Annotated in this window: 19 protein-coding genes; 9 read left to right on the top strand and 10 right to left on the bottom strand. The window is 68.8% G+C overall.

Going from position 1 to position 25,208, the window contains the following annotated elements; translation table 11 throughout:
- Positions 1–152: 152 nt before the first annotated feature.
- From G7Y49_RS02685 to metK, 4 genes are all read right to left on the bottom strand, one after another.
- Entirely contained in the window at positions 153–791 is a 639-nt protein-coding gene (locus G7Y49_RS02685; RefSeq protein WP_165170959.1) for a TetR/AcrR family transcriptional regulator, read from the bottom strand.
- Between the two features lie 116 nt (positions 792–907).
- Entirely contained in the window at positions 908–3,436 is a 2,529-nt protein-coding gene (gene priA, locus G7Y49_RS02680; RefSeq protein ID WP_165170957.1) for a primosomal protein N', read from the bottom strand.
- Positions 3,437–3,490: 54 nt separating this feature from the next.
- Positions 3,491–5,755, bottom strand: coding sequence for an ATP-binding protein (locus tag G7Y49_RS12065; protein WP_206214528.1), 2,265 nt, complete (start codon positions 5,753–5,755; stop codon positions 3,491–3,493).
- A 193-nt stretch (positions 5,756–5,948) separates the two neighbouring features.
- Positions 5,949–7,211, bottom strand: coding sequence for a methionine adenosyltransferase (gene metK, locus G7Y49_RS02670; protein ID WP_165170955.1), 1,263 nt, complete (start codon positions 7,209–7,211; stop codon positions 5,949–5,951).
- A gap of 272 nt (positions 7,212–7,483) precedes the next feature.
- Between metK and G7Y49_RS02665 the strand changes: the two genes are divergently transcribed.
- The 6 genes from G7Y49_RS02665 to G7Y49_RS02640 all read left to right on the top strand — a co-directional run bounded on the left by G7Y49_RS02665 (position 7,484) and on the right by G7Y49_RS02640 (position 12,968).
- A complete protein-coding gene (locus tag G7Y49_RS02665) occupies positions 7,484–8,107 on the top strand; it encodes a TetR/AcrR family transcriptional regulator (protein WP_165170953.1) in 624 nt (207 codons plus the stop codon).
- 150 nt (positions 8,108–8,257) lie between these two features.
- A complete protein-coding gene (locus G7Y49_RS02660; RefSeq protein ID WP_165170951.1) occupies positions 8,258–9,649 on the top strand; it encodes a circularly permuted type 2 ATP-grasp protein in 1,392 nt (463 codons plus the stop codon).
- Complete coding sequence (locus tag G7Y49_RS02655; protein ID WP_165170949.1) at positions 9,650–10,468, top strand: DUF1461 domain-containing protein; 819 nt, start codon at positions 9,650–9,652, stop codon at positions 10,466–10,468.
- A 12-nt stretch (positions 10,469–10,480) separates the two neighbouring features.
- Positions 10,481–12,091 carry a glutamate--tRNA ligase gene (gene gltX, locus G7Y49_RS02650; protein WP_165170947.1) on the top strand — a complete coding sequence of 537 codons (1,611 nt, stop codon included), beginning with the start codon at positions 10,481–10,483 and terminating at the stop codon, positions 12,089–12,091.
- 7 nt (positions 12,092–12,098) lie between these two features.
- Complete coding sequence (locus G7Y49_RS02645; RefSeq protein ID WP_165170945.1) at positions 12,099–12,503, top strand: PaaI family thioesterase; 405 nt, start codon at positions 12,099–12,101, stop codon at positions 12,501–12,503.
- A 159-nt stretch (positions 12,504–12,662) separates the two neighbouring features.
- On the top strand, positions 12,663–12,968 hold the full coding sequence (locus tag G7Y49_RS02640; RefSeq protein WP_165170943.1) for a YhbY family RNA-binding protein: 306 nt from the start codon (positions 12,663–12,665) through the stop codon (positions 12,966–12,968).
- A 15-nt stretch (positions 12,969–12,983) separates the two neighbouring features.
- Here the strand turns inward: G7Y49_RS02640 and G7Y49_RS02635 are convergent, their stop codons facing one another.
- The 4 genes from G7Y49_RS02635 to G7Y49_RS02615 all read right to left on the bottom strand — a co-directional run bounded on the left by G7Y49_RS02635 (position 12,984) and on the right by G7Y49_RS02615 (position 20,291).
- Positions 12,984–13,427: a PIN domain-containing protein gene (locus G7Y49_RS02635; protein WP_165170941.1), complete on the bottom strand. Its 444-nt coding sequence runs from the start codon at positions 13,425–13,427 to the stop codon at positions 12,984–12,986.
- Entirely contained in the window at positions 13,424–13,717 is a 294-nt protein-coding gene (locus tag G7Y49_RS02630) for a type II toxin-antitoxin system RelB/DinJ family antitoxin (RefSeq protein WP_165170939.1), read from the bottom strand. The genes G7Y49_RS02635 and G7Y49_RS02630 overlap by 4 nt, the downstream gene beginning before the upstream one ends.
- 117 nt (positions 13,718–13,834) lie before the next feature.
- On the bottom strand, positions 13,835–17,842 hold the full coding sequence (mfd, locus tag G7Y49_RS12185; RefSeq protein WP_241157236.1) for a transcription-repair coupling factor: 4,008 nt from the start codon (positions 17,840–17,842) through the stop codon (positions 13,835–13,837).
- A gap of 202 nt (positions 17,843–18,044) precedes the next feature.
- Positions 18,045–20,291: a molybdopterin-dependent oxidoreductase gene (locus G7Y49_RS02615; protein ID WP_165170937.1), complete on the bottom strand. Its 2,247-nt coding sequence runs from the start codon at positions 20,289–20,291 to the stop codon at positions 18,045–18,047.
- 760 nt (positions 20,292–21,051) lie between these two features.
- Between G7Y49_RS02615 and G7Y49_RS12055 the strand changes: the two genes are divergently transcribed.
- The 3 genes from G7Y49_RS12055 to nth all read left to right on the top strand — a co-directional run bounded on the left by G7Y49_RS12055 (position 21,052) and on the right by nth (position 23,901).
- Positions 21,052–22,113, top strand: coding sequence for a DUF559 domain-containing protein (locus tag G7Y49_RS12055; protein ID WP_206214527.1), 1,062 nt, complete (start codon positions 21,052–21,054; stop codon positions 22,111–22,113).
- Entirely contained in the window at positions 22,088–22,900 is an 813-nt protein-coding gene (locus tag G7Y49_RS02605; protein WP_206214526.1) for a GrpB family protein, read from the top strand. Before G7Y49_RS12055 ends, G7Y49_RS02605 begins: the two co-directional genes overlap by 26 nt.
- A gap of 341 nt (positions 22,901–23,241) precedes the next feature.
- Positions 23,242–23,901 (top strand): endonuclease III, encoded by a 660-nt coding sequence (gene nth, locus G7Y49_RS02600; protein WP_165170935.1) that lies wholly within the window; start codon positions 23,242–23,244, stop codon positions 23,899–23,901.
- Positions 23,902–24,063: 162 nt separating this feature from the next.
- On the opposite strand, the gene G7Y49_RS02595 is transcribed toward nth, so the two are convergent.
- Together G7Y49_RS02595 and G7Y49_RS02590 are read right to left on the bottom strand one after the other, a co-directional pair.
- Positions 24,064–24,561 carry a hydrogenase maturation protease gene (locus G7Y49_RS02595; RefSeq protein ID WP_165170933.1) on the bottom strand — a complete coding sequence of 166 codons (498 nt, stop codon included), beginning with the start codon at positions 24,559–24,561 and terminating at the stop codon, positions 24,064–24,066.
- A 4-nt stretch (positions 24,562–24,565) separates the two neighbouring features.
- A complete protein-coding gene (locus tag G7Y49_RS02590; RefSeq protein ID WP_165170931.1) occupies positions 24,566–24,991 on the bottom strand; it encodes a viscotoxin-A3 in 426 nt (141 codons plus the stop codon).
- Positions 24,992–25,208: the final 217 nt, after the last annotated feature.

Here is a 25,208-nt window from a genome sequence, read left to right as displayed (position 1 = left end):
GACCCAAGCTGCGAGGAGCGCCGAGGGCAACCGGGCGCATTCTCGCTCGTTTTGCACAGCCTAGCAAACCGGAGGCGGCGAAGCGAAAAGTCTGGACGATAGGCGCCCTATCGTCCAGCAAGTTTTTCGAGCGCAGGCGACCTGATCCGTCCTCATGAGCTCGTGCGATACAGCGAATCCCTGATCAGCTCGATGTATGCCTCATAGACGTCATGGAAGTGGCTGTAGAACGTCGACCTGCTGACGGACGCAGCCTTTGCGACCTCGTTGACTGACACCTGGTCGAGTGGCTTTTCCGCGAGCACGCTGCCCAGGGCAAGTTTGATCGACGTCTTGGTGTCAGCGTCTTCATTGACCGCAGCCCTGCCCTCCCCGCCCGGTTCCTGCGCGGCGAAGAGGCGAAGCCCCGAGATCGCGCTGAACGCCCTGAGGACTTCCATCTCGTCCCTTTCCTGCGGCTGCTCGAACCACCATCGTATGGTTCGAGCGAAAGAGCCTGCGAGGTGCTGGGCGTAGAGGGAGTCTATCCTGCTCGGAAGCGCCCTCATACCGCGGCTTATGCGACAGGCGAAGAAAACGCCCGATTCCCTCTCGAAGGCATCCCAGAAAGCGCGATCCGACCCCTTCGCCCGCTCGAGGATGATGGCGCGCGACTCGTTCAGGTTGCGGATCACTTGGAGAAGGCGCGTGGCGAAGTCGGTCGTCGCGATGGGCTTTCCATCGGCTCCCCTTGGCCGAAACAGGTCCTTGCAAAGGTCCTGCAACTGGGCTGAACGATCATTCGAAGGCATTCTCGTCCTTTGCTCGCATCTCAAAGAGGAATCGTTGGCGACTCCCCCTCGTCATCCATTCTACTCTTGCCTGACGACGGCGGAAGCGCCAAGCGGGGCGAGCCTTCGCCCTGCCCTCAGAGCAGGTCGTAGCAGTCGACGTCGACCGCCACGTTCACCTCGCGGTCGGCCTTGCGGGCGCGGAACAGGCGTGTGAGCACGGAGGCGAGGTCGTCCTCGCGCGGGCACTTCACCACCACGTGCCAGCGGTAGGTGCCGCGCAGCTTCGACAGCACGCAGGGGCTGGCGGGCAGCACCTGCCAGCGATCCCCCGCCACGTTGAACACGAGCTTCGCCAGCTCGGCGCGCAGCTCCTCGGCCACGCGCCTGACCGCGGCCTCGTCTTTGCCCCACATGAGCACGTTGGCCATGCGCACGTAGGGCGGGTACCCCAGCACGCGCCGCTTCGGCAGCTCGGCGCGCAGGAAGAGCGCGCGGTCGTACGCGGCCGCGGCGCGGATGGCGACCGAGGACGCCTCGTAGGTCTGCACGAGCACGCGCCCGGGCAGATCCGCCCGGCCCGCGCGGCCCGCCACCTGCTCGATGAGGGCGAACGTGCGCTCGCCCGCGCGGTAGTCGGGCAGGTGCAGCTGCGTGTCGGCGTTGATCACGCCCACGAGCGTCACGTCGTCGAAGTCGAGTCCCTTCGCGATCATCTGCGTGCCGAGGAGCACCGCCGCGCCCGCGCCCGCGAACTGGTCGAGCAGGCGCTGGTGCGCGCCCTTCGCGCGCGTGGTGTCGGCGTCCATGCGGATGACGGGCACGCCCGGCCCCACGCCCGGCGCGTCGTCGAGCAGCGCGCGCAGCTCGGCCTCCACGCGCTGCGTGCCCGCGCCGAACTTCTTGAGGTACGGGCTTCGGCACGCGGGACATGTGGGCGGCGCGGGCGCGGCGTAGCCGCAGTGGTGGCACACGAGCTTCGCGCCCTGCTCGTGGTACGTGAGCGACGTCGCGCAGTTCGGGCACTCGGGCACGAACCCGCAGTCGCGGCACAGCAGGAACTTCGCGAACCCGCGCTGGTTCAGCAGAAGCACCGCCTTGCGGCCCGCGCGCAGCTCGTCTGCGAGCGCCTGGGCGAGGCGGCGCGAGAACATGGAGCGCGAGCCGGAGTGGAACTCGGCCGCCATGTCGATCACCTCGACGGCGGGAAGCGGGCGCCCGTTCGCGCGCGCGGGAAGCGACACCTGCGTCCAGCGCTCGTCGGTGGCCGCCGCGTGCAGCGCCTCGATGGAGGGCGTGGCCGAGCCGAGCACGAGCGCGCCGCCCGAGCGCCGCACCATCCACGCCGCCACGTCGCGCGCCACGTAGCGCGGGGCGCTGTCCTGCTTGTAGGAGCCCTCGTGCTCCTCGTCGATCACGATGAGCCCCACGTCGGCCAGCGGCGTGAACAGCGCGCTGCGGGCGCCCACCACCACGCGCGCCTGGCCGCTTCGGATGAAGTCCCACTGGTCGAAGCGCTCGCCCTGGCTCATGCGCGAGTGCATGACGGCCACGGCGTCGCCGAAGCGCCCGCGGAAGCGCGCCACCGTCTGCGGCGTGAGCGAGATCTCGGGCACGAGCACGACGGCGTTGCGCCCCTCGAGCAGCACCGCCTCGATGGCCTGCAGGTACACCTCGGTCTTGCCCGAGCCCGTCACGCCGTCGACGAGCACCACCTCGCCGCGGGCTGCCGCGCGCGCGTCCTCGACGGCCCGCAGCGCCGACGCCTGCCCCTCGGTGAGGTGCGGCTTCGCCGACGGCGTGAAGCCGGGCTGGGCGGGCGCAAGGGTAGCGGTCGCGAAGGACCCGGTCGCGGGGGTAGCGGGACCGCCTGCGGCGGATCCGGCTCCGGCTGCGGCGGGTCCGGTTGCGGCGCCCGCGCGGCCAGCAGCCGCCCTGCCAGCGCCCGCGACGCCGCGCATGCGGCGGCGGCGCTCGACGCGCACGACGCCCTTCTCCTCGAGCGCGCGCACGGCCGCGGACACGCTGCCGAACTCGAGGGAGAGCTCGGCCATGCGCACGTCGCCGCGGCGCACGGCCTCGATGACCTGCGCCTGCTTGACGGCGTTCCTGCGCGGGACGAAGCCCTCGGCGGCCGGGCCGAGCGTCACCCAGCGGTCGTCGACCTCGCCGACCGCTGGCTGCTCGAGCCGCCAGCTCCCATCGCGCCCGTGCACGAGGCGCGGCACGCCGCCGGGCGGCGTGAACAGGCGCACGCACGCAGAGAGCGGCGCCACGTAGCGCGCGGCCAGAAACTGCGCGCAGGCCGCGCCCTCCTCGTCGAAGAAGGGGACGGTGAGCACGCGCTCGATCGGCTTGAGCTTGGCGGCGCGGTCGCGCGCGAAGCCCGTCTGGGGGCTGGGCGCCTCGTACTGGGCGCCGAACCCGAAGTGCGCCTCGATGGGCGCCTGCGCGGCGGATGCGGGAGACGCGCCGCCTGCGGCATGCGCGGCAGCCTCCTCGGACTCGCGCACGCCGACCACGAACCCCACCGCGCGGCGCCGCCCGAACGGCACGAGGACCGCGCAGCCCACCTCGACGTCTCCCGACGCCTCGGTGACCGCGTAGGTGTAGGGCGCGTCAAGCGCCTGCGTGGGAATGTCCAGGATGACCGAAGCGAGTTTCATGGCACAAGAGTATAGCACCCGGGCACCACGGCGAAGGGGCGCGCGAAGCCGGGGCTAGGAGCTTCTCGGGACGCGTGCGAGCTTGGCGAGCAGGGTCTTGACGTCGATGGGCTTGGCGACGAAGTCATCCATGCCGCTGGCGACGGCGCGGTCCTGGTCCTCCTTGAAGGTGCTCGCCGTGCAGGCGATGATCCGCACGGTGCGCGCGTCGGGGCGGTCGAGCGCGCGGATCGCGCGCGCGGCCTCGTAGCCGTCCATCACCGGCATGTGCGCGTCCATGAGGATCACGTCGATGCCGCCCGCGTCCGACGCGCCGAAGGCGGCCACGGCCTCCTCGCCGTTTGCGGCCACGCGCACGGCCATGCCCTCTTCCTCGAGGATGCTCACGAGGATCTCGGCGTTGAGCTCGTTGTCCTCCGCCACGAGCACCGAGAGCGCCCGCCCCGGCGCGCAAGCCGGCTCGGAAGCGGCCGCGTCGGCGCCAGCGTCGGCAGCCGCGCCCACCGCGGCGGCTGCGCCCGAGCCCGCGCCCGCAACGCCGCCCTCCGCGCCCACGACGCCGCCCTCCGCGCCCACGACGACGCCCGCGCCGTCACCCCCAGCAGCGCCAGCGCCCTCTTCCGCACCCTCCTCCGCGCCCGCGGCCGCGACCTCGAGCGGGAGCACCACCTCGAAGCGGCTTCCCCGCCCCAGCTCGCTCTCCACCAGGATGTCGCCGCCCATCTGCTGGGCCAGAAGGTAGCTGATCGACATGCCGAGCCCCGTGCCCTTCTGCCCCTCGGCAGAGCTCGTCGCCTCCTGGGAGAACGCGTCGAAGATGTGCGCGATGAACTCGCGGCTCATGCCGCAGCCCGTGTCAGCCACCACGAAGCGCGTGGTGACCTCATGGCCCGCGGGCGCGTCCTGCGTGACCGAGAACGAGACCACGCCGCCTGCGGGCGTGAACTTCGCCGCGTTCGAGATGATGTTCATCATGATCTGCTTGATGCGCACGGCGTCGCCCACGAGGCGCGGGCACGCCACGTCGCGCGCGCACTCGAACAGGATCCCGCGGCCCTCGACGTTCTCGCGCTGCATCGCGCAGAGCGCGTCGACGAGCTCGTGCAGGTCGAACGCGTCGATCGACAGCTCGACCTTGCCCGCCTGCAGCTTCGACATGTCCAGGATGTCGTTCACGAGCGCGAGCAGGTAGCGCGCCGTGCTGCCCATCTTCGCCACGTACTCGGCCATCTGCGCGCGGTCGTCCAAGTGCCGCTCCATCAGGTGGTTCAGCCCGATGATGCCGTTCAGGGGCGTGCGGATCTCGTGGCTCATGCTCGAGAGGAAGTCGGCGCGCGCCTCGGCGCGGGCGTTCGCCTCCACGCTGCGGTGCAGATAGCGGAACAGAAGCGCCGCCATGACGCCGAGCGCGCACACCACCACGACGAGCATGACCATGGTCATGGTGACGAACCTGCTCGCCCGCTCGTCGAACACGCTCTTGGGGACCGCCATCCCGAACGTCCAGCTCGTTCCCTCGATCGGCGCGAACGACAGCATGAGGTGCTCGCCCGTGGGCATCAGGCACGACGTGGCGAACGTCTCGCGCGCCCCCGCGCGTGCGAGCACCGCGGCCGCGTCCATGCCGTCATCGAACTGCGCCCCGTCCATGACCTCGTAGAACGTCGAGCCGTCGCCGCGCCCCAGGATGCGGCGCGCGTTCACCACGTAGAAGCCGTCCTCGCCGATGACGCTGCTGTAGCCGCGCCCGCCGAAGCTCTCGATGCGCATCTGGTTGCGCACGTCGCTGATGTCGCACACGCCGAGGAGCGCCGCGAAGCGCACGCCCTCGGCCGCGACGTCCTCGAGCTTGATGCCGTAGAGCAGCGCCTCGTCCTCGGCCCGAAGCACGCCGTCGCTCCCGTTGAGGCGCATGACGTAGCGGCTCGACCCTGCGGGGAAGAAGTCCTCGTAGTCGTGCTCGCTCGGGTCGAGCACGCGCCCCGCGTTCGTGTAGAGGCGTCCCGCCTCGTCGAGGAGGAGCACCTCGTTGAACGCCTCGGACGCGGCGCTCTCCACGCGCAGGTAGTCCTGCAGGTCGGCGATGGCGTCATATCCGTGCAGCTCGAAGCGGTTCTCCATGTCCTCGAGGCGGTCGAGCGAGATCTCGATGGACGCCTCGATCGACTCCACGTCATGCTGGGACACCTCGCTCATGCTGAGGAGCATGTTGTCGGCGACCACGCGGTTGAGCTGGGTGATGTACGCGCCGATGGCGACGACGGCCAAGGCGAGCGCGAGGAGGATGGCGGCGATGTGTCTGAGCTTCGAGCTTCCCATAAACCTTACCGAAAAGATCAGCTTTACCGAAGCCCATTATAACCACAGGAGAGCGCCGTGAAAAGAAAGCGGGGCGGCCTCAAGCCGCCCCGCCAGGGACAACAACGCAAGCAGCGAAGGGCAGGCCGGCGGCGAAGGCAGCACGGGCGGCGCGTCGCCCCGCCCCGCGCCGGCGCGCCGCAGCGCGCCGCCCCTACTCCAAGCCGCAGGCTGCGCGCAGCGCGCCGGTCTTCGTCGTGGCCTCCCAGGTGAACTCGGGCAGCTCGCGCCCGAAGTGCCCGTAGGCCGCCGTCTTGCGGTAGATGGGCCGGCGCAGCTTCAGCTCGTCGATGATGGCGCCCGGGCGCAGGTCGAACACCTCGGCCACCGCGCGCTCGATGGCATCGGTCGGCACGTGCGCGGTGCCGAACGTCTCCACCATCACGCTCACCGGGCGCGCCACGCCGATGGCGTAGGCGATCTGCACCTCGCAGCGGTCGGCGAGCCCCGCCGCCACCACGTTCTTCGCCACCCAGCGCGCCGCGTAGGCGCCCGAGCGGTCCACCTTCGTGCAGTCCTTGCCGGAGAACGCGCCGCCGCCGTGGCGGCCCATGCCGCCGTAGGTGTCCACGATGATCTTGCGGCCCGTGAGGCCCGCGTCGCCCATGGGGCCGCCGATGACGAAGCGCCCGGTGGGGTTCACGTAGATCTCGGCGTCGTCGGCGAGCGCCACGCCCTCGGCCGCGAGCACCGGCTTGATGACCTGCTCGATGATGTCGGCGCGCAGCGTCGCGTGCTCCACGTCGTCGGAGTGCTGCGTGGAGACCACCACCTTCTCCACGCCCACAGGCGCGCCGTCGGCGTAGCGCACGCTCACCTGGGTCTTGCCGTCGGGGCGCAGGTAGGCGAGCGTGCCGTCCTTGCGCACCTCGGTCAGGCGCTCGGCCAGGCGGTGCGCCAGGTAGATGGGCATCGGCATGAGCGTGGACGTCTCGCTGCAGGCGTAGCCGAACATCATGCCCTGGTCGCCCGCGCCGATGTTCTCGTACGGGTCGGTCGCGGCGTCGGCGCCGTGCTGCACCTCCCACGACTCGTCGACGCCCTGCGCGATGTCGGGCGACTGGCCGTGGATGGAGTTCATCACGCCGCAGGTGTTGCCGTCGAAGCCGTACTTCGCGCGGTCGTAGCCGATGTCCGTGACCACCTCGCGCACGATGGCGGGCACGTCGACGTAGGCCTGCGTGCGGATCTCGCCGGTCACCATGACGGTGCCCGTGGTCACGAGCGTCTCGCAGGCGCAGCGCACCTGGCTCACGTCGGCGGGCTGGCCGTTCGGCGCCACGTAGCCCGCGCGCTCGAGCTCGATCTCCTTCTCCAGGATGGCGTCGAGGATGGCGTCGGAGATCTGGTCGCAGATCTTGTCGGGATGCCCCTCGGTCACCGACTCGGACGTGAACAGGTAGTTTGATGTCGTCATGAGGTATTCCTCCTTCATCGATGCTGGCCGGACCACCTTGGCAGGCGCCAGGTTGGTGTCGGGATCACCAAGCCAACCCTCTCCCCCGACTCTGGATAAACGGATATGCGGCCCGCGCAACCGCGCAAGGCCAAGCAGACAGTATACGCGAACACGTGCCTTGCGCAAGGACTATTGCGGAATAAGGCGCATCGAGCCCGCCGGCGAAGCGCGGCGCGGAAAGCAGCGCATAGTGTGGTTTAATGGACAGATAGCAAGAAAAGAGGAGTCACATGGCACTGACAAGCACCAACCTGGAAGCCGCGCCGCCGCAGAAGGTCGACCGGCGCATCATCAAGACGCGGAAGGCCATCCGCCAGGCGTTCCTGAAGCTGCTCTCCGAGAAGGGGCTCGGCAAGATCACCGTGAGCGCGCTCGCCCGCGAGGCCGACATCGACCGCAAGACGTTCTACCTCCACTTCTCCTCCATCGACGACCTCATCGAGCAGGAGGCCAACGTGCTCGTGGAGAAGGTGGCGCGCGCGCTTTCGCGGCCCGCCGCCGCGGACGCGGGCGACGCGCCGTCGATCAGCATGAAGCGCGTGCTCGTGGAGCTCGCGGCGGTGGTCGAGGAGGACGCCGTGCTCTATCAGCACGTGATCTCGTCGCTGTCCATCGACCAGATGGTCGAGGCGCTCAAGGAGCCCGTCCGCAAGGCCGTGCTCGCCAACGCCGCCGACCGCGACGCCGTTGACGAGCAGGGGCTCGACTACCTGCTGCGCTTCTACATCGCGGGCACGCTGTCGGTGTTCGTCCACTGGTTCACGGGCGACCGCAGCCGCCCCATCGAGCAGGTGGTCGACATCGTGGACCAGGCCACCCGAAGCCACGGCATCGAGACGATATCGAGGTTCTAGCGCCCCGGCGCGGGGCAAGAGGGGCATCGGCAGGGACGTCGTCCCGAAAGGCTGCGCCCCCGTTGCCCCGCCGTTGCCCCCGCGTGCTACACTTCACGTTACGCCCTTTCCCCAACGCGGGCCCGCGCGCCCGAGACAAGCGAGCGACCTATGACGAAGAACGCCGACTACACCCGCGAGTACTTCCAGATCATCGACGAGCTCGACGGCGACGTGCCCAGCCGCCGCGCCGCGCACGCCTACATGCGAGGCTCCACGGCCATCGTGCACCACCGCGTGGTGGACTGCTCGTTCGTGCCGCGGCTGTTCAACCAGCAGACCTACGACGCCATGAAGGGCACCGCCGAGACGGCTCACCGCATCCTGTGCAAGGTGATGCAGCGCTACCTGGACGACCCGGACTACCGCCGCGTGTTCGACTTCGACGAGCGCCTCGAGGAGCTCATCCTGCTGCCGCGCGGCTACGACTCCCTGCTGCCCTTCGCGCGCGTCGACACCTTCCTCGACGAGGACGACTACCGCGTCAAGTTCTGCGAGTTCAACGGCGACGGCTCCTCGGGCATGAACGAGAACCGCGAGATCACGAACTCCGTGCGCGACACGGCCGCCTTCCGCGCCTTCGCCGACCGCCACAGCGTGCGCGGCTGCGACCTCTTCGAGCCGTGGGTCGAGGCGTTTCTGCGCATCTACGCCACCTACGAGCACCGCGTGGAGAAGCCGCGCGTGGCCATCTGCGACTACCTGGAGAACGGCGTGGTCGACGAGTTCTACCTGTTCGCGAACTTGTTCGCCGACCACGGCGTCGAGTGCGCGGTAGCCGACGTGCGCGAGCTGACCTTCGACGGCGAGGTGCTGCGCGACGCAGGCGGCGCGCGCGTCGACGCCATCTGGCGCCGGTGCGTCACCAACGACGTGATCGACCACTGGGACGAGTCCCAGGCCCTCATCGACGCCGTGCGCGCCGAGAAGGTGGCGCTCATCGGCAGCTTCGCGGGGCACATCGTGCACGACAAGCAGATCTTCGAGGTGCTGTTCAAGCCCGAGACCTGCGCGTTCCTCACCGCCGACGAGATCAGCTTCATCGAGCAGACCGTGCCTTTGACGGCGTTCCTCTCCGATGACGCGGTGAACGTCGCGCAGATCCGCGCCAACAAGGAGGAGTGGATCATCAAGCCGTCCGACCACTACGGCGCCGACCACGTGTACGCAGGCTGCGAGGTGTCGCAGTCGGAATGGGAGCGCCTGGTCGACGAGTTCGCGAACGCGCGCGCGGGCTACCCCTTCATCGTGCAGCGCTACATCCGCCCCTTCAAGACCGAGACGCTGCCGCCCGACGCGCGCATCGAGGAGGCGCCCGACGCCGACGTGCGCCGCGAGCCCGCGCTCTACAACAACCTCAACGGCCTGTACCTCTACGACGGCGCCTTCACGGGCGTGTTCAGCCGCCTCGGGCCGCTGCCCACCATCTCGAAGGAGAACCAGGGCATGACCGCGGCCACCATCTGGGTCGACGTCGACATGGAAGGCGGCGTGGAGCTGTAGATGAGCAAGGACACCCAGCAGACCATCCTGAGCGTCATCTGCGCCGTCGCGCTCGCGCTCACCTTCTTCGCCAGCGGCCTCGTGACGTGCTGCCTGCCGATCACCACGCAGGTGCTCGCCGGCGCCACCTGCGCCCACGACATCTCGCCCTTCACGCAGGACGAGCTCATCCGCGCCGCGGAGGCCACGCGCAGCTACACGGTCGACGAGCATGACGAGGAGGCCCTCTACGCCGCGCTCTGGGAGATAAACGAGCGGGCCGCCGCCGAGGGCCGCGCGCTCGCCGGCGCGCCCGACCTCGCCGCCGCGCGTGGCGGGGCTGACGCAGGCGCGCGCCCGGACGTCGAGGCGATCAAGGGCGCCTTCGCGGGGGCGTCGGAGTCCTACGTGCTTCCCGCAGACGCCGTGGCCCACCTCGACGACGTGAGCGACGTGATCGCGCGCTTCACGCCCGCGCTGCTCGGCATCGCCGTGCTCGCCGCGTTCTGCCTGATGGCGACCTTGCGCCTGTACGGCGCGCGCCCGGTCGGCCGCGCGCTCACGTGGGCGGGCGCAGGCACGCTCGCGGCGCTCCTGCTGCTCGGCCTCTGGGCGCTCATCGGCTTCGACGGCTTCTTCGCCGCCTTCCACGGCCTCTTCTTCGCCGACGGCACCTGGACGTTCCCCTCCGACTCGCTGCTCATCTGCATGTACCCCACCGCATTTTGGATGGGGATGGGCGGCGTGTGGCTTGCCACCTCATGCGCGTTATCTATACTGTCACTTGCCCTTGGGCTTCACATGCTCAAGCGCCGCGACCCGAAAACCGACGAGAGATAGAAAGCATCACCCATGACCAACAAACCCGTGCGCGTGCGATTCGCGCCCTCCCCCACCGGCAAGCTCCACATCGGCGGAGCCCGCACCGCCATCTACAACTGGGCGTTCGCCCGCGCGACGGGCGGCACCTTCGTGCTGCGCATCGAGGACACCGACCCCGAGCGCTCCACCGAGGAGAACACGCAGATCATCCTGCGCGCCCTGCGCTGGCTCGGCCTCGACTGGGACGAGGGCCCCGAGGTGGGCGGAAGCGCCGGCCCCTACTTCCAGATGCAGCGCATGGACACCTACGCCGCGGCGCTCGAGCGCCTGCGCGAGCGCGGGGCGGCCTACGCGTGCTTCTGCACGAAGGACGAGCTCGACGCCAAGCGCGCGAAGGCGGAGGCCGAGCAGGGCGGCTACGCCGGCTACGACGGCACGTGCCGCGACCTGCCCGCCGACGAGGTGGAGGCGCGCATCGCCGCCGGCGAGCCGCACGTGTGGCGCCTGCGCGTGCCGAAGGACCACGGCCCCATCGAGTTCGACGACGCGGTGTACGGGCACATGGCCTTCCCCGCCGAGGTGATGGACGACATGATCCTCGTGCGCACCGACGGCAGCCCCACCTACAACTTCGCCGTGGTGTGCGACGACGCCAACATGGGCATCACGCACGTCATCCGCGGCGACGACCACCTGTCCAACACCCCGCGCCAGATCCTCATCTACGAGGCGCTCGGCTACGACGTGCCCACCTTCGCGCACCTGTCCATGATCCTCGGCGCCGACGGCAAGAAGCTCTCGAAGCGCCACGGCGCCACCAACGTGGAGGAATACCGCGACCGCGGCTACCTGCCCGACGCGCTCGTGAACTTCCTCGCGCTTCTGGGCTGGTCGCTTGACGGGGAGACCACCATCATCGACCGCGCGACGCTCTGCCGCGAGTTCTCCCTGGACCGCATCACGAAGAAGGACGCCGTGTTCGACGAGACGAAGCTCGACTGGATGAACGGCGTGTACATCCGCGAGATGGACGTCGACGCGTGGACGGCCGCCGCCCGGCCGTGGCTCGCGGCGGCGCGCGCGGACGGCGAGGGCGTGCCCGCCGGCGTGACCGTGGCGCCCACCCCCACCAAGGACGAGCTCGCCGCCGCGGCGCGCGAGACGCACGTGCCCGGCGAGGGCGTCTCGCCTGAGGTGTGGGAGGCGGCGCTGGCGGCGACCGACGAGGCGCCCGAGATCGCGCGCGGCGCCTACCCGCTCGTGATCGAGCGTTTGAGCCGCCTGAACGAGATCCCCGCGAAGCTGGCGTTTCTGTTCTGGGGCCCCAACGTCATGCTCGACGAGAAGTCGCTCAACAAGGTGCTGAAGAAGGAGGGCGCGCGCGCCGACGAGGCGCTCGCCGCCTGTCGCGCCGTGCTCGCCGACGAGGGCAACGCCTGGGATGCCGAGTCGCTCCAGGAGAAGTGCCGCGCACGGGGCGAGGAGCTCGAGATCAAGCCGAAGAACCTGTTCCAGCCTTTGCGCGTGGCCGTCTGCGGCAACATGGTGTCGCCGCCCCTGTTCGAGAGCATCGTGCTCATGGACCGCGCCGACGTGCTCGCCCGCATCGACGGCGTCGCGGACGCGGCCTTCGGGGAGTAGGTGCGCCATGATCGACGAGAACGCAACGCTCGAGGAGCTCACCGCGTTTTTCAGCGGCGACAAGTTCGCCACCGAGGCGGCGGGCTGCCGCATCGTGGAAGCGCGCCGCGGGCACGCCGTGTGCGAGATGGAGCTGGTGCAGGGCGTGCACTTCAACGCCATGGGCGGCGTCATGGGCGGCGCCATCTTCACGCTCGCCGACTTCGCGCTGGCCGTGGCCTGCAACGTCGGGGAGGCGCCCACGGTGTCCGTGAGCAACACGATCGAGTTCTTGAGCGGTGCCAAGGGCACGAAGCTCATCGCCACGTGCGACGCCGACAAGTCGGGCCGCCGCCTGGGCTTCTACACCGTGGAGGTCGTCGACGACACCGGCCGCAAGGTGGCGAAGATGTGCGCCACCTGCGCCCGCTGACGCGCGAGCATCCCGACGAGACGGCAGCGCGAGAACCCCAAGACGGTAACGCGAGCATCCCGACGAGACAACAGGTTGACATCACGCGGCGCGCCTGCGGCACATGCCGCCGCAGGCGCGCCCTTCGAGAAACGTCCTTCGAGAAACGAGGAACCCACCATGGCAGAGCCCCTCACCGGCAAGCAGATCCGACAGCTTCGCAGCATGGCGAACACGCTGAAGGCCACCCTCATCATCGGCAAGGAGGGCGTGGGCGCAGGCACGGCCAAGCAGGCGTCCGAGGCCCTCGAGGCCCACGAGCTCATCAAGTGCAGCGTGCTCGACGCGGCCTGCGCTGACACGCGCGACGTCGCCAACGACCTGGCCGAGCGCGTCGACGCCAACGTGGTGCAGATGATCGGGCACAAGTTCGTCCTCTACCGCGCGTCCTCCCGCGATGACGTCGAGCGGATCGAGCTGGTCTAGCAGCCGCAGATGCGCTTAGAGCTCGACCTCATCGTAGATGACGTTGTCGGGCTTGAAGCACGTTGCGAATTCCTTGGGCGTTATCGCCTTGACCGGCGAATCCGCATAGTCTTTCACGTTGCGCGTAATCAAGAGATCCGCGCCATGGCGGAAAGCCGACTCCGCGATGATGGCGTCCTCGAAGTCCTTCATCGCGTTGGCGTGGGCGCGCCTGCAATCCGACTCGGATACGTCGGCGATGCCCACGAGGCCGAACAGCGCCCCTATCCTCTCCTGGACATCCGGCCGGGGGATTCCCCTGCGATGCAGCACGTAGGACAGCGTCGGCAAGCTGGCGGCAGACACAAACACCTCGCACTTGCGAAGCATTGCCACGTCATACGCGATGAACGAAGAAGCGAACCAGTTCGTTTTCCCCAGTATGTCCACGATGACGTCGACGTCGAAGAAGACCTTCATGCGATCAGATCCTTGTATTTGTCATCGAGATGCTCGTGATAGTCGGCTTTGGCGTCATAGTCACCGGGAACGTCGATGACCCCCACCAGCTCGCGCAGCAGGCGACGGCGCAGGGCGCACACGTCTTCTTGCCCGACCATCCACTCGGGCACCTTCTGCTCGCGGTCGGCGTACTCGTAGAGCTTGCGCACCGCCGTGGTGGTCGAGATGCCGTGCCGCGCGAACACCTGGTTGCCCCGCTCCTTGAGCGCCTCGTCGATCCGCACATTCAACGTCGCGGTTGCCGCCATGGCAGCTCCCTTCTCTCCGCGTGCCTCTGATGCCGTGGACTATACGCTCCTACATTACGTAAAGCAATACCGGAGAGGGAAAGGAGTTGTGTTCTTTTTTCGCCGCCGCCCGCGCGCCTACTCCCCGCGCTGCGCGCGCTTTGCGCGCTTCTCGGCCAGGCGCTCCTTGGCCGCCACGCCGCGCTCCACGGCACGCGCCTTGCGGGCCGTCCGGGCGCTCGCCGCGCGTGCCTCGCGCGGATGCAGCGCCGCTTCGACCGCCGCGCGTGGGCGCGTGCCTGCGAGTGGCGCACCGCCCGCAGGCTTCCGCACGCTGGCCCGCGCTGCCGCGTCAGGCGCGCGACGCATCTGGCCACCGTCCGCCGCGGCCGCCGCGGCCTGGGTGCCGCCCGCACCCGACGCGTCGCCCGCCGCCGCTTCCCCGCCCATCATCTCGCTCAGGAAGCGCTGCACCGGGCCCAGCAGGTTGTCGGTCTCCTCCAGCTTGAAGTAGCGCAAGGGCAGCGTGAGCTTCCGCTTGTCCTCCAGGTAGCGCGCGCCCGCGCGGCGCAGCTCCTTCATGCGGGAGCGCGGGGGGACTAGAGGCTCGACCACCAGCCTGCCGCCCGTCACCGACACCGCCTTCACGCCGTGCTCGTTCGCGAACGCCTTGATGCGCGCCCGCTCCATGAGGTTCACCGCCGCAGGCGGCATCTCGGGGCGCTTGGCCTCCAGGTCAGCGCGCAGGGCGTCCACGTCGGCCACGGTGGCCGCGCTCGCGATGCGCCGGTACCACAGCACGCGCTCGTCGGCGTCGGGCACGTACTCCTCGGGCAGGTAGGTGTGGCCCGGCACGTTCACCGTGATGTCGGAGAGCGCCGGCGGCAGGCCGTCGGCGGCGCCCAGGTCGCCCTCGCGCGTGGCGGCGACCGCCTGGGAGAGCATCTGCGCGAACAAGTCGAAGCCCACGGCGGACATGTTGCCGTGCTGCTCGGCGCCGAGCAGGCTGCCCGCGCCGCGGATCTCCAGGTCGCGCATGGCGATGCGCATGCCGCTGCCGAGGTCGGTGTGCTCGTCGATGGCGGTCAGGCGCGCCATCGCCTCCTCGGTCAGGGGCACGTTGTCGGGGAACATGAAGTACGCGTACGCCTGCGTGGACGAGCGGCCCACGCGCCCCTTGAGCTGGTACATCTGCGCGAGGCCGAGGCGCTGCGAGTCCTCGATGATGAGCGTGTTGGTGTGCGGGTTGTCGATGCCGCTCTCGATGATGGTGGTGGCCACGAGCACGTCGAGCTCGCCCGCCGCGAACTCCTCCATCACGCCCTCGAGCTCCTCGCGCGACATCTGCCCGTGCGCCACGCCCACGCGCGCCTCCTCCGCCGCCGCGCGCACGCGCGCCACCGCGTCGTCGATCGAGCGCACGCGGTTGCTCACGTAGTACACCTGCCCGCCGCGCGCGAGCTCCAGGCGGATGGCCGCGCTCACCACGTCGGGGTCCCACTCCCCCACGTGCACCTTCACGGGGCGCCGCTCGTCAGGCGGCGTGAGGATGAGGCTCATGTCGCGCACGCCCGACAGCGACATCTGCATGGTGCGCGGGATGGGCGTGGCCGACAGCGTGAGCACGTCGATGGTCTCGCGCAAGTTCTTCATCTGCTCCTTGTGCCCCACGCCGAAGCGCTGCTCCTCGTCGATGACAACAAGCCCCAGGTCATGGGGGTTCACGTCGCGCGAGAGCAGGCGGTGCGTGCCCACGAGCACGCTCACCTCGCCCTCGGCGAAGCCCGCGAGCGCCGCGGCCTGCTGCTCGGGCGTGCGGAAGCGCGAGAGCACCTCCACCCTCACGCCGAACGGCTCGAAGCGGTCGCGGAAGTTCGCGAAGTGCTGCTGCGCGAGGATGGTGGTCGGGCACAGCACCATGACCTGCTTGTTGTTCTGCGTGGCGGCGAACGCCGCGCGCAGGGCCACCTCGGTCTTGCCGAACCCCACGTCGCCGCAGATCAGGCGGTCCATCGGGCGGGCGCTCGCCATGTCGGCCTTCACGTCGGCGATGGCGGCGAGCTGGTCGGGCGTCTCCTGGTACGGGAACGCCTCCTCCATCTCGCGCTGCCAGGGCGTGTCCACCGCGAAGCGGAAGCCCTGCGTGGCGGCGCGGCGCGCGTAGACGTCCACCAGGTCGAACGCGAGCTTCTTGGTGGCCTTGCGCGCCTTCGCGAGCGCGCGCGACCAGTCGGAGGTGTTGAGGCGGGTGAGGCGGGGGCTCGCGCCCTCGGGGCCCACGTAGCGCGTCACGCGGTCGAGCTGCTCGACCGGCACGAACAGCTTGTCGCCCTGCGCGTACTCGAGCAGCAGGTAGTCGCGCGCCGTGCCGTCGATCTCGCGGCGCACCAGCTCGCGGAAGAACGCCACGCCGTGCGCCGCGTGCACCACGTAGTCGCCCGGCTTGTACGGGAACGTGACCTCGGTGATGTCGACGGTGCGGCGCACGCGCGCGACGCTCTGGGTGCCCTGCGTGTCGGAGATCGACACGATGGCGAGCTTCGCCTTGGGGATGATCATGCCGAGCGGCACGGCGGCGTCGACCACGTTCACGCACGCCCGCCGCAGACGTCGGCGCGCCACCGCCTTCGCGTGCGCGGCGTTGGCAGACTCGGCAACAGGCGAACTGGGAGCATTGGGGGCGCTTCCGGCGGGGGCAGAGCTCAGTCGCTCGGACAGTCCTGCTCGCACGGAAGCGCCACCGGCGCTTCCGGCTCGTGCGGAACTCGCTTGGTGAGCACCGCCCCCGTCGGCAGCTTCGCATGTCTCACTGCCCTTGGCGCCCTTGGAGCCCTCGTCGGCGTCGCCCCCGCCGACAGCTTCCCCCTCCAGGCCCCCCTCGAGGAGCTCCTGGATCGACAGGCCGTGGTCCACGAACGCGAGCTTCATGTCCTCGCGCGCGCGATAGCCGGGAGCGCTGAACACGCAGGTGTAGCCGGCGTCGATGAGGTTGCGCAGCTTCCCGAAGAGCTTGTCGGGGTTCCCCGCCACGTCCACGCGCTTCACCGGCAGCTCCTCGTCGATGCTGCCGCCCACGCGCATGATCGAGACGTAGGTGGCGCGCGTGCCGGTGCCGAAGCTCACGTGCGCCGGCTCGGCGAACAGCCCCGCAAGCGCGATGCTCGTCCCCTTCGCCCGCGCGGCGAGGTCATCGTAGAGGTGCTGCGCGTCGTCGAAGAGCGAGCGTGGCTCGATGAGCGTGGTGAGCACGCCGACGCCCGCGAAGTCGCCAAGCGTGGCCGCGCTCTGGTAGAGGTAGGGCATGAGCACGTCGGCGCCGTCGAAGCGCAGGCCGCCGTCGAGCTTCTCGAGCACGTCGCGCAGAACCGGGTTCGTGGCCGCCACCTTCCGCAGGCTGCGGCGGGCGCGGGCGAGCGCCTCAGGGGTGCAGGCGAACTCGCGCACCGGGTAGATCTCAACCGCGTCGAGCATGCCGACGGTCTGCCCCGTCGAGGGCACGATGCGGCGGATCTCGTCGAGCTCGTCACCGAAGAAGTCGAGGCGCACGGGATACACGAGGTTGCCGGGGAACACGTCGACGGTGCCGCCGCGCACGCAGAAGGTGCCCGGGCCGTCGAGCTCGCCGGTGTTCGCGTAGCCGCGCGCCTCGAGCGCGCGCGTCAGGTCGCCGAGCTCGGACAGGCCGGGCGCGCCCATGTCCTCGAGCTCGCACCCCGCCTGCAGCGCCACCGGCGCCTCCACGCCCGCGTCGGCCGGCGCCAGGCAGCGCACGAGGGAGCGCGCGCTCGCCACCACCACGCAGGCGCGCCGAGTGCGCAGGGCGTGCGCCGCCGCCATGCGCTGCGCCACCACGCGCGCGTTGGCGGGCTTCGGCGCGAAGGGGTAGTCCGTGCGCTCGGGGAAGCGCAGCACGCGCTCCTCCCCCAGGTAGGACGCCACGTTGCGCGCGAACGCGATCGACGCCTCCTCGCCGGCCACCACCACGAGCGTCGGCTGCGGCTCATGGGCGAAGCGCGCCGCCACCAGAAACGGCCGCGCCGACGACGCCACGCCGAGGGTCGAGTCCTCGCCTGCGTCGAGCTTGCCCCAGAACGCGTCGAGGCAGCCCGCCTTCTCAAGCGCAAACGTCAGGGAGTCTATGAGCATCGGCGGCATCCTTCCACACGCATTCGGGCAACACGAAAAGCCGCGTCAGGGCGCGGCAGCAGGGTTTTGCCATTGTACTACAAACAGGCGGCCGAGCCAGCATAGCGCGCCGCGCAGCATCGACTGAGCCACGGCACGCCGACGTGCCGCACCCCAACTTCAGCTGCGTCGTTCCAGCACGCCGACATCCCGCATCCTGACGTCAGCCAAGCGGCAGGATGCGCGCGCGGATGCCGCCGCGCAGGTTGGGCAGGCCTTGGGCGGCGTCGACGTTCCACGCGTCATCAGGGAAGAGCAGGCCGTCGCCATGCAGGTTCGCCGCCGAGAGCCCGCCCGCCAGCCCCGGCGCGCACTCGGGCTTCCACCAGCCATGAGGGACACGCAACGTGCCCGCAGGCTGCGCCTCGTCGGGACGCACCATGAGCTCCACGCACCCGTACGCCGTCTCCACCGCGCACCACGCGCCCGCCGCGAGGCCCTCGCGCGCCACGTCGGCGGGGTTGACGAGCACGCAGGGCTCAGGTTCCCGCACGCGCAGGCCCGGCATCTGGCGCAGGTTCGTGTTGTAGTTCGCCGCCTCGCGCAAGCCCGCGAAGATGACGTAAGGATACAGCCGCCCCGCACGCTGGCCAGCCGCAGCCTCGTCTGCAAATGCGTCATCTGCGGCCCTGCCTCCAGCCGCAGCCGCCGACTCACCTGCAGGCACAGCGGCTTCGGCCGCCTCGGCGCCTAAGTTGCGTGGCTCCGCGTAGTTTGGCAAGGGGTCGAACCCCAGGTCGCGCAGCACCGAGCTGGCAAGCTCCACCTTGCCCGTCGGCGTGGCGAAGCCCCCGCGCGCAGGCAGCGTGCCGTTCGGGCAGCTGCCGCGCTCCTCGAGCTCGGCGAACGTGAGGCCGAGCGGCGCGAGCCGCCAGTCGTAGAGCTCCCGCTCGTCCTTCCACGGGAACAGCGCGCCTGCGCCCAGCCGGCGCGCCAGCTCGCTCACCACGAAGTACCAGCTTCGGCACTCGCCTGCCGGCACGCGCAGGGCGCTTGACGCCGTGAGCACCGGCGCCACGTCGAACGGCTTCCCCAGCACGTCGCGCTCGGCCCACATATCGCCAGGCAGCACGTAGTCGGCCAGCTGTGCGGTCGGCGTCATCCAATGCTCGAACACCACCACGAGCTCCTGTGCGAGCAGCGCCTCGACGATGCCCTGCTGGTTCGCGTAGCTCATCACCGTGTTGTTCGCCGCGGAGATGAACGCGCGCACCGGGTAGGGGTCGCCCGTGCGCATGGCGCGAAACACGCTCGCCGCGTCGGCCGCGCACGACATGGCCATAAGGTCCGGCTCGTAGGGCACGCCCAGCCTCTCGCGCACGCCCGCGTAACGCGCGCTCGCCGCGAACGTGAGCAGCGGATGGGCGTCCGCACCCAGCTGCTTAGCGCGCTGCCCAGGCGAGATCAGCTCGAAGGCCGCAAGCTCCGAGTTCGTCACGCCGCCGTGCGCAAGAGCCGGCAGCGTCTCGCTCACGCCGACGAAGCCGCAGATCGCACGCAGGATGCATTGAGCCTGGAGGAGCGCGGTGGAGTTCACCTGCATGTCAGCCGTGGCACCCCACGGAATGACGGCCGCGCGGGCGCTCGCGTAGACGCGCGCCGTTTCGCGGATGAGGGCGGCGTCAACCCCGCAGACGTCGGCTGCACGCTCGGGCGTCCAGGGCCGCACGCGGTCGACGAGCGCGGCGAACCCCTCGCATCGCTCTTCGACGAAGCGTTCGTCGAAGAGGCCCTCGGCTATGATCACGTGTATCCACGCCAGCGCGAGCGCCGCATCGGTTCCGTAGCGGATACGCAGGTGAAAATCGGCCAGACGCGCCGTGTCGGTCTCGCGGGGGTCGACCACCACGAGCTTCGCCCCACGGCCCAGCGCCGCACGCAGGCGCAGGTGCTCAGCCGGCCACTTCTCCGGCGAGCGGTCCTGCCCGAAGTACACCACGCAATCGGCAACGTCCCAGTTCGCCAGCGTGAATCCGCCGTACACCGCACGGTGCACCTGCGCGGTGTTGCCCATGCACAGCTGCAGCGCCGTGATGTAGTTCGGCGAGCCGAGCCCGTTCATGAGGCGTCGCGTGATGCCGCCGAAGCCGTGGTTAAGCGGCATCTCCGACACGGCGAGGGCCTCGGGGCCCCACGTGTCGATCACCTGCCGCAGCTTGACGGCTATCTCGCCGAGGGCAACCTCCCATGAGACGCGCTCCCACCGCCCGCTCCCCCGCTCCCCCACGCGGCGCAGCGGATGCGTGATGCGGTCGGGATGCAGGCGGTACTCGTCGATCAGGTGGGCTTTCGAGCACAGGGCGGGGAAACCGGGGTCAGCCGGCCTCACGCGCAGCTGGCCGTCTTCGTCGGCGGCGCGCAGCGCGCATCCCCCGTCGCAGAACACGCACGTGCAGAGCTTCTCCCTCATGACGCCCCCGTCCGCTATGCGGCAAGCAGCTCCCGGAGCTGCGGAAAAGCCGCATCCGAAGCTTGGCGCCGCATGAAAATCGAAAGCAAGCAGATGCCTTGATTCTACCATGCTTCAAGTCCGCACCCCAGACGATGTCACCCCCACTCGTCTGCCTGGCGCTCCCAACATCCCCCCTTCGCCGCGTCGCAAGCGCAACCGCCAACTTCGCACGCGCCCCATTGCCCGCCGCAACGACCTTCAACGCAGCTGAAGCTCGATCCCTGGAAGCGCTACGAGTTCGACCGCGACGGGTGCACCGAGGCCAAGACCGCGTTCGTCACCGCGCACACGCGCAAGGCGAAGGAGGAGCGCGCCGCCCGCACACGCGCACGGCGAAGGAGGAGCGCGCCGCGCGCGGCAGTCGCCAGAGGGCGCCATTGTGCGAAACAAGTTCACAAGGCGCGAGAAACACGCGATCTGATACCGTCGCGAGAAAAAACGCTCGCCTCAAATGCGCTCGCCATGCAGAAAACCCCTGATCAGCGTTAGTCTGGGCTTACATTTGAGCTGATTTGCACGCTCGCACGGTATCAGATCGCGCGTTTCTCGCACGTTGCAAAACACTATCGTGCATTTTGCGCTCCGCCATACTACAATCATGTAGATCAAGGAGCCAGTGCAAGTGCGGCCTCGTGCCGCAGCCGCCCAGTCAATGCAAACGCCCACATTGCGCTTTCAGCTTGCAAGATCCTCCTCATAAGGGCGACGAGGAGGCTCCATGCCCACACAAACCTCCAATGCGCACGAGTCCACTATCTGCATAGGGTTCGACACCGCACTCCAGATCCTCAGAGCCGACGGCATGCGATCGCTCGAAAAGGCGTCGAGGGTTCGTCGCATGCCTTCCTTCCCACCAACCCGAAAAGAGCTTGACGCGCTACGAGACGAGCTGTCTCTTGCCTACCCACACACGGCCCTGACAAGGCCCCTGCACGTCATCGTCGGAGGCGAACGGCGTTTTAAGCCCTCGGAGGACTATCGGCCTCACCAATGCGTCCAGAAGCTCGCAGGCGGGTCCTTCTGCGTATTTGGCAACCGCTGCCTCGTCGCTGCGCCCGAGCTCGCATTCGTCCAAATGGGCACCGTCCTGCCCTTCGAGCAGCTCATCGAGCTCGGATACGAACTCTGCGGAACTTACTGGCGCAACCGGGTTGACGGAGCCTGCTTCTACCAGCTCAATCCCCTCACGAAAGCAAGCCGCCTCGTCTCCTACGCGCGAGCGAACTCAGCGCTTCCCGGCTCGAGGAAAACACTGAGAGCGCTTCGATACGTCGTCGACAACTCGGCCTCACCAAGGGAGAGCAAGCTGGCAATCCTGCTGGCCCTGCCCTCACGATGCGGGGGCTATGGGCTCTCCGGCTTCAAGATGAACCACACCGTCCAAGCGACCAGGAAAGCGCACGCCATCGCCAGCCGCAACAGCTTTCGATGCGACCTCTGCTGGCCAGCTGAGAAGATCGATGTAGAATATCAAAGCAGGGAGCATCACGAAGGCGAGGACAGCCGCATCAGCGACTCAAGGAGAGCCAACGCGCTTGCCACCATGGGATGGCGTGTCGTTGGCATCACCAATGACGAGCTTGACAGCTTCACCGCCACTGACGTCATCGCTCGGTCATTGCGCCTGAAACTCGGGAAAGGCAACCGAACCAGCATCAACGACTATACGTTGAGGAAAGCTGAGCTCAGACGCCGACTAGGTATTCCCTACGAGGGAAGCAGACGGTATGTCGCAACATGGGAGGAAACCGCATATGGACGCATCATCGGACAAGGATGAAAGGCCCGGGATGCACCACACGCCAAAACAACGTCCCAATCAGGATGACCGAGCAGAACAGACTGAACAAGCTGAACAGGCGGAGCGGGTTGAGCGGGTTGAACAGGCAAGCCAGGCCGTTCGGGTTGGACAGACCGAACGCACCGGCTCCGCCAGCCAAGTCGCGCAGACCGGCCCCATCAACTGCACCGGCTCCGCCAGCCGAGGTGAATCCGCTAACCTGGTCGACTTGAAGCAGATGTCCCTTGAGGAGCTCTGGCGTATGTTTCCCATCGAGCTTGCACCCTACCAGCCCTGCTGGACCACATGGTTCCACCAGGAGAAGGAGCGTGTGCTAAGCTGCATGCCGCACGGCGTCGCCGTGCGGATCAGCCACATCGGCAGCACGGCAGTCGAGGGCATCTGGGCAAAGCCGATCATCGACATGCTCCTGGAGGCTGACCTCGCTGAATTCCCCCGCATCAAGAAAGCGCTCGTCGCAGCAGGCTACCTCGTCATGGCAGAGGGCACGCAACGCATATCGCTCAACCGAGGGTACACACCGCACGGCTTCGCCGAACGCGTCTTTCACCTCCACCTGAGAGCCTGGAGAGATGATGACGAGATCTGCTTCAGGGACTACCTGAAAGCGCATCCTGACGTCGCACGCGCCTACGAGCAGCTAAAGCTCGACCTCTGGAAGCGCTACGAGTTCGACCGCGACGGGTACACCGAGGCCAAGACCGCGTTCGTCACTGCGCACACGCGCAAGGCGAAGGAGGAGCGCGCCGCCTGCAGCAGTCGTTAGAGGGCGCCATTGCGCGAGACAAGTTCACAACATGCGAGAAACACGCGATCTGATACCGTCGCGAGAAAAAACGCTCGCCTCAAACGTGCTCGCCATGCAGAAAACCCCTGATCGGCGTTAGGCTGGGCTTACATTTGAGCTGATTTGCATGCTCGCACGGTATCAGATCGCGCGTTTCTCGCACGTTCTTGGCGTAGAATGCGTAAAAGCACCTACGAGACGCGCGTCGCCGCATCGGCGCCGCATCGGCACCGCGCCAGCGCAGCGACACCGCGCCGCAAGCACGACGCAGCACGAGCACGCCGCGCGCCCCAAGCACCGCCGCAACCGAAGGAGACCCCATGCCACGTGAGACCATGACCGCCAAGCGCGAGCGCGCCGCCAGCATCGAGCGCGTCATGTTCGACTACTACGGCGAAGGGGCCTGCTCGCTCGACTACCTCACGCCGTTCCAGCTCACCGTGGCCGTGGTGCTCTCGGCGCAATGCACCGACGCGGCCGTGAACAAGGTGACGCCCGCGCTGTTCGAGCGCTACCCCACGCCTGCGGCCATGGCGGCCGCCCGCGTCGCCGACGTCGAGGAGATCATCCACTCGCTCGGGTTCTTCCGCTCGAAGGCGAAGAACCTCGTGGCGCTCGCGCAGACGCTGCTCGCCGAGTTCGGCGGCGAGGTGCCCAACGACGTCGACGCGCTGCAGAAGCTGCCCGGCGTCGGCCGCAAGACCGCCAACGTGGTCATGTGCGAGGCGTTCAGGAACCCGCAGGGCATCGCGGTGGACACGCACGTGTTCCGCATCGCGCACCGCCTCGGGTTCGCCACGCGCAACGACGACACCCCGGCGAAGACCGAGGCCAAGCTGCTCAAGATCTACCCGCAGCCCGACTGGCTCTACATCAACCACCAGTGGGTGCACTTCGGGCGCGAGTTCTGCCGCGCGCGCAACCCCCGCTGCGCCGACTGCATCGTCGGCGAGCTGTGCCCGAGCCGCGGCAAGGCGTAGGCCGCCCGCAACGCGCCAAGCAGCCCCAAGCATCCCCGAGCAACCCCGAGGCGCCCGCATGTTGGCGCCGCGCTCTGCCTCCCGAGGCACCTGCAACGCCGGACGCGCCGCGCCTTCCGACGCCCTACGCCTCTCGGCACCTGCGCGCTCGAGCGCCGGACGCTACGCCTTGCGCTCGAGCGGGAACCCGCGGCGCGCGAGCTCCGCCACCACCGCGTCCACCAGCAGCGGGAGCGCCTCGTACACGCGCGGCGTGAGGCCCACCACGTACTCCTTCGGGCTCATGTTCTCCACCTGCATCCCCAGGCAGAAGCCCTCGGCCTCGTAGCCCAGAAGCGACGCGGCGTCGAACAGGTCGACGAGCTTCAGGTCGTGCAGCGACTGCATGGCGCCGGTGTGGCGCGCCATGGCGTCGGGCGGGAAGCGGTACACCGTGCCGGGCGCGTCGCCCGTGCCGTCGACGGCGTCCACCGTGAGCACGAGGTCGCACTCGTCCACGTATCCCAGCATGTCAAGCGACATGCAGCCCACGTCGAAGAACCGCACGTTATCGGGCAGCTCGTACTGCTCGAGCACCGCGTCGTAGACCGCCGACCCTACGCCCTCGTCCAGCATGAGGCGATTCCCCACGCAGAACACCACCGCCTGCTTGCCCCCCATGCGATCACGCCCCCAGCGTCGGGCGAATCGCCAGGTTGTAGTACGTCGCCAGCGCCAGCATGACCGCGCCGGCGATCACGCACCCCACCGCCCACATCTTCTCGCGGCGCAGGTACGTCTCGCGGCTCACGCCCAGGCGCTCGGCGCGGTGCGCGGCGAAGGGCTGCCCCACGATGGCGAACGCCACCGTGCCCGCCACCAGCGAGACGAACACCACGAGCGCGAGCGCGATCGACAGCACCGAGGGGTTGGCGTACGCCGCGTAGAACGAGTTGTCGGCGAACAGCCAGATGGGGTAGAACAGGATGGACACCCATATGCCATGCGCCGGCCCCCAGATGGGCGGCAGGAAGAACGCGCCCACGTTGAAGCGCGGAAGCCCCTTGAGGAACTTCTCCTCCTCTTTGATTTGCTCGTCCGTCAATGCCATGCGGATACTCCTTGCTCTGCGTTTGCCCCCACTCTACCGTAAAAGGCACGCGTGCTGTCCGCAACACGACTCGCCGAGCCAACCCGCCGACAAGCGGAGCCGTCGCGCAACGCGCCGCCCGACGCACCTCCTAGCGCCCGACACGCCCCTTGCAGCCCACACCCCTTACAACACGCAACGACAAAAGGAGGCGCCCCGCGACCGCGGGGCGCCTCCG

Source organism: Adlercreutzia sp. ZJ242 (genome assembly GCF_011038995.1).
In the GTDB taxonomy this organism is placed as follows: domain Bacteria; phylum Actinomycetota; class Coriobacteriia; order Coriobacteriales; family Eggerthellaceae; genus CAAEEV01.
Note: the sequence above shows the minus strand (reverse complement) of the source record. Positions and strands in the feature narration are given on the sequence as shown.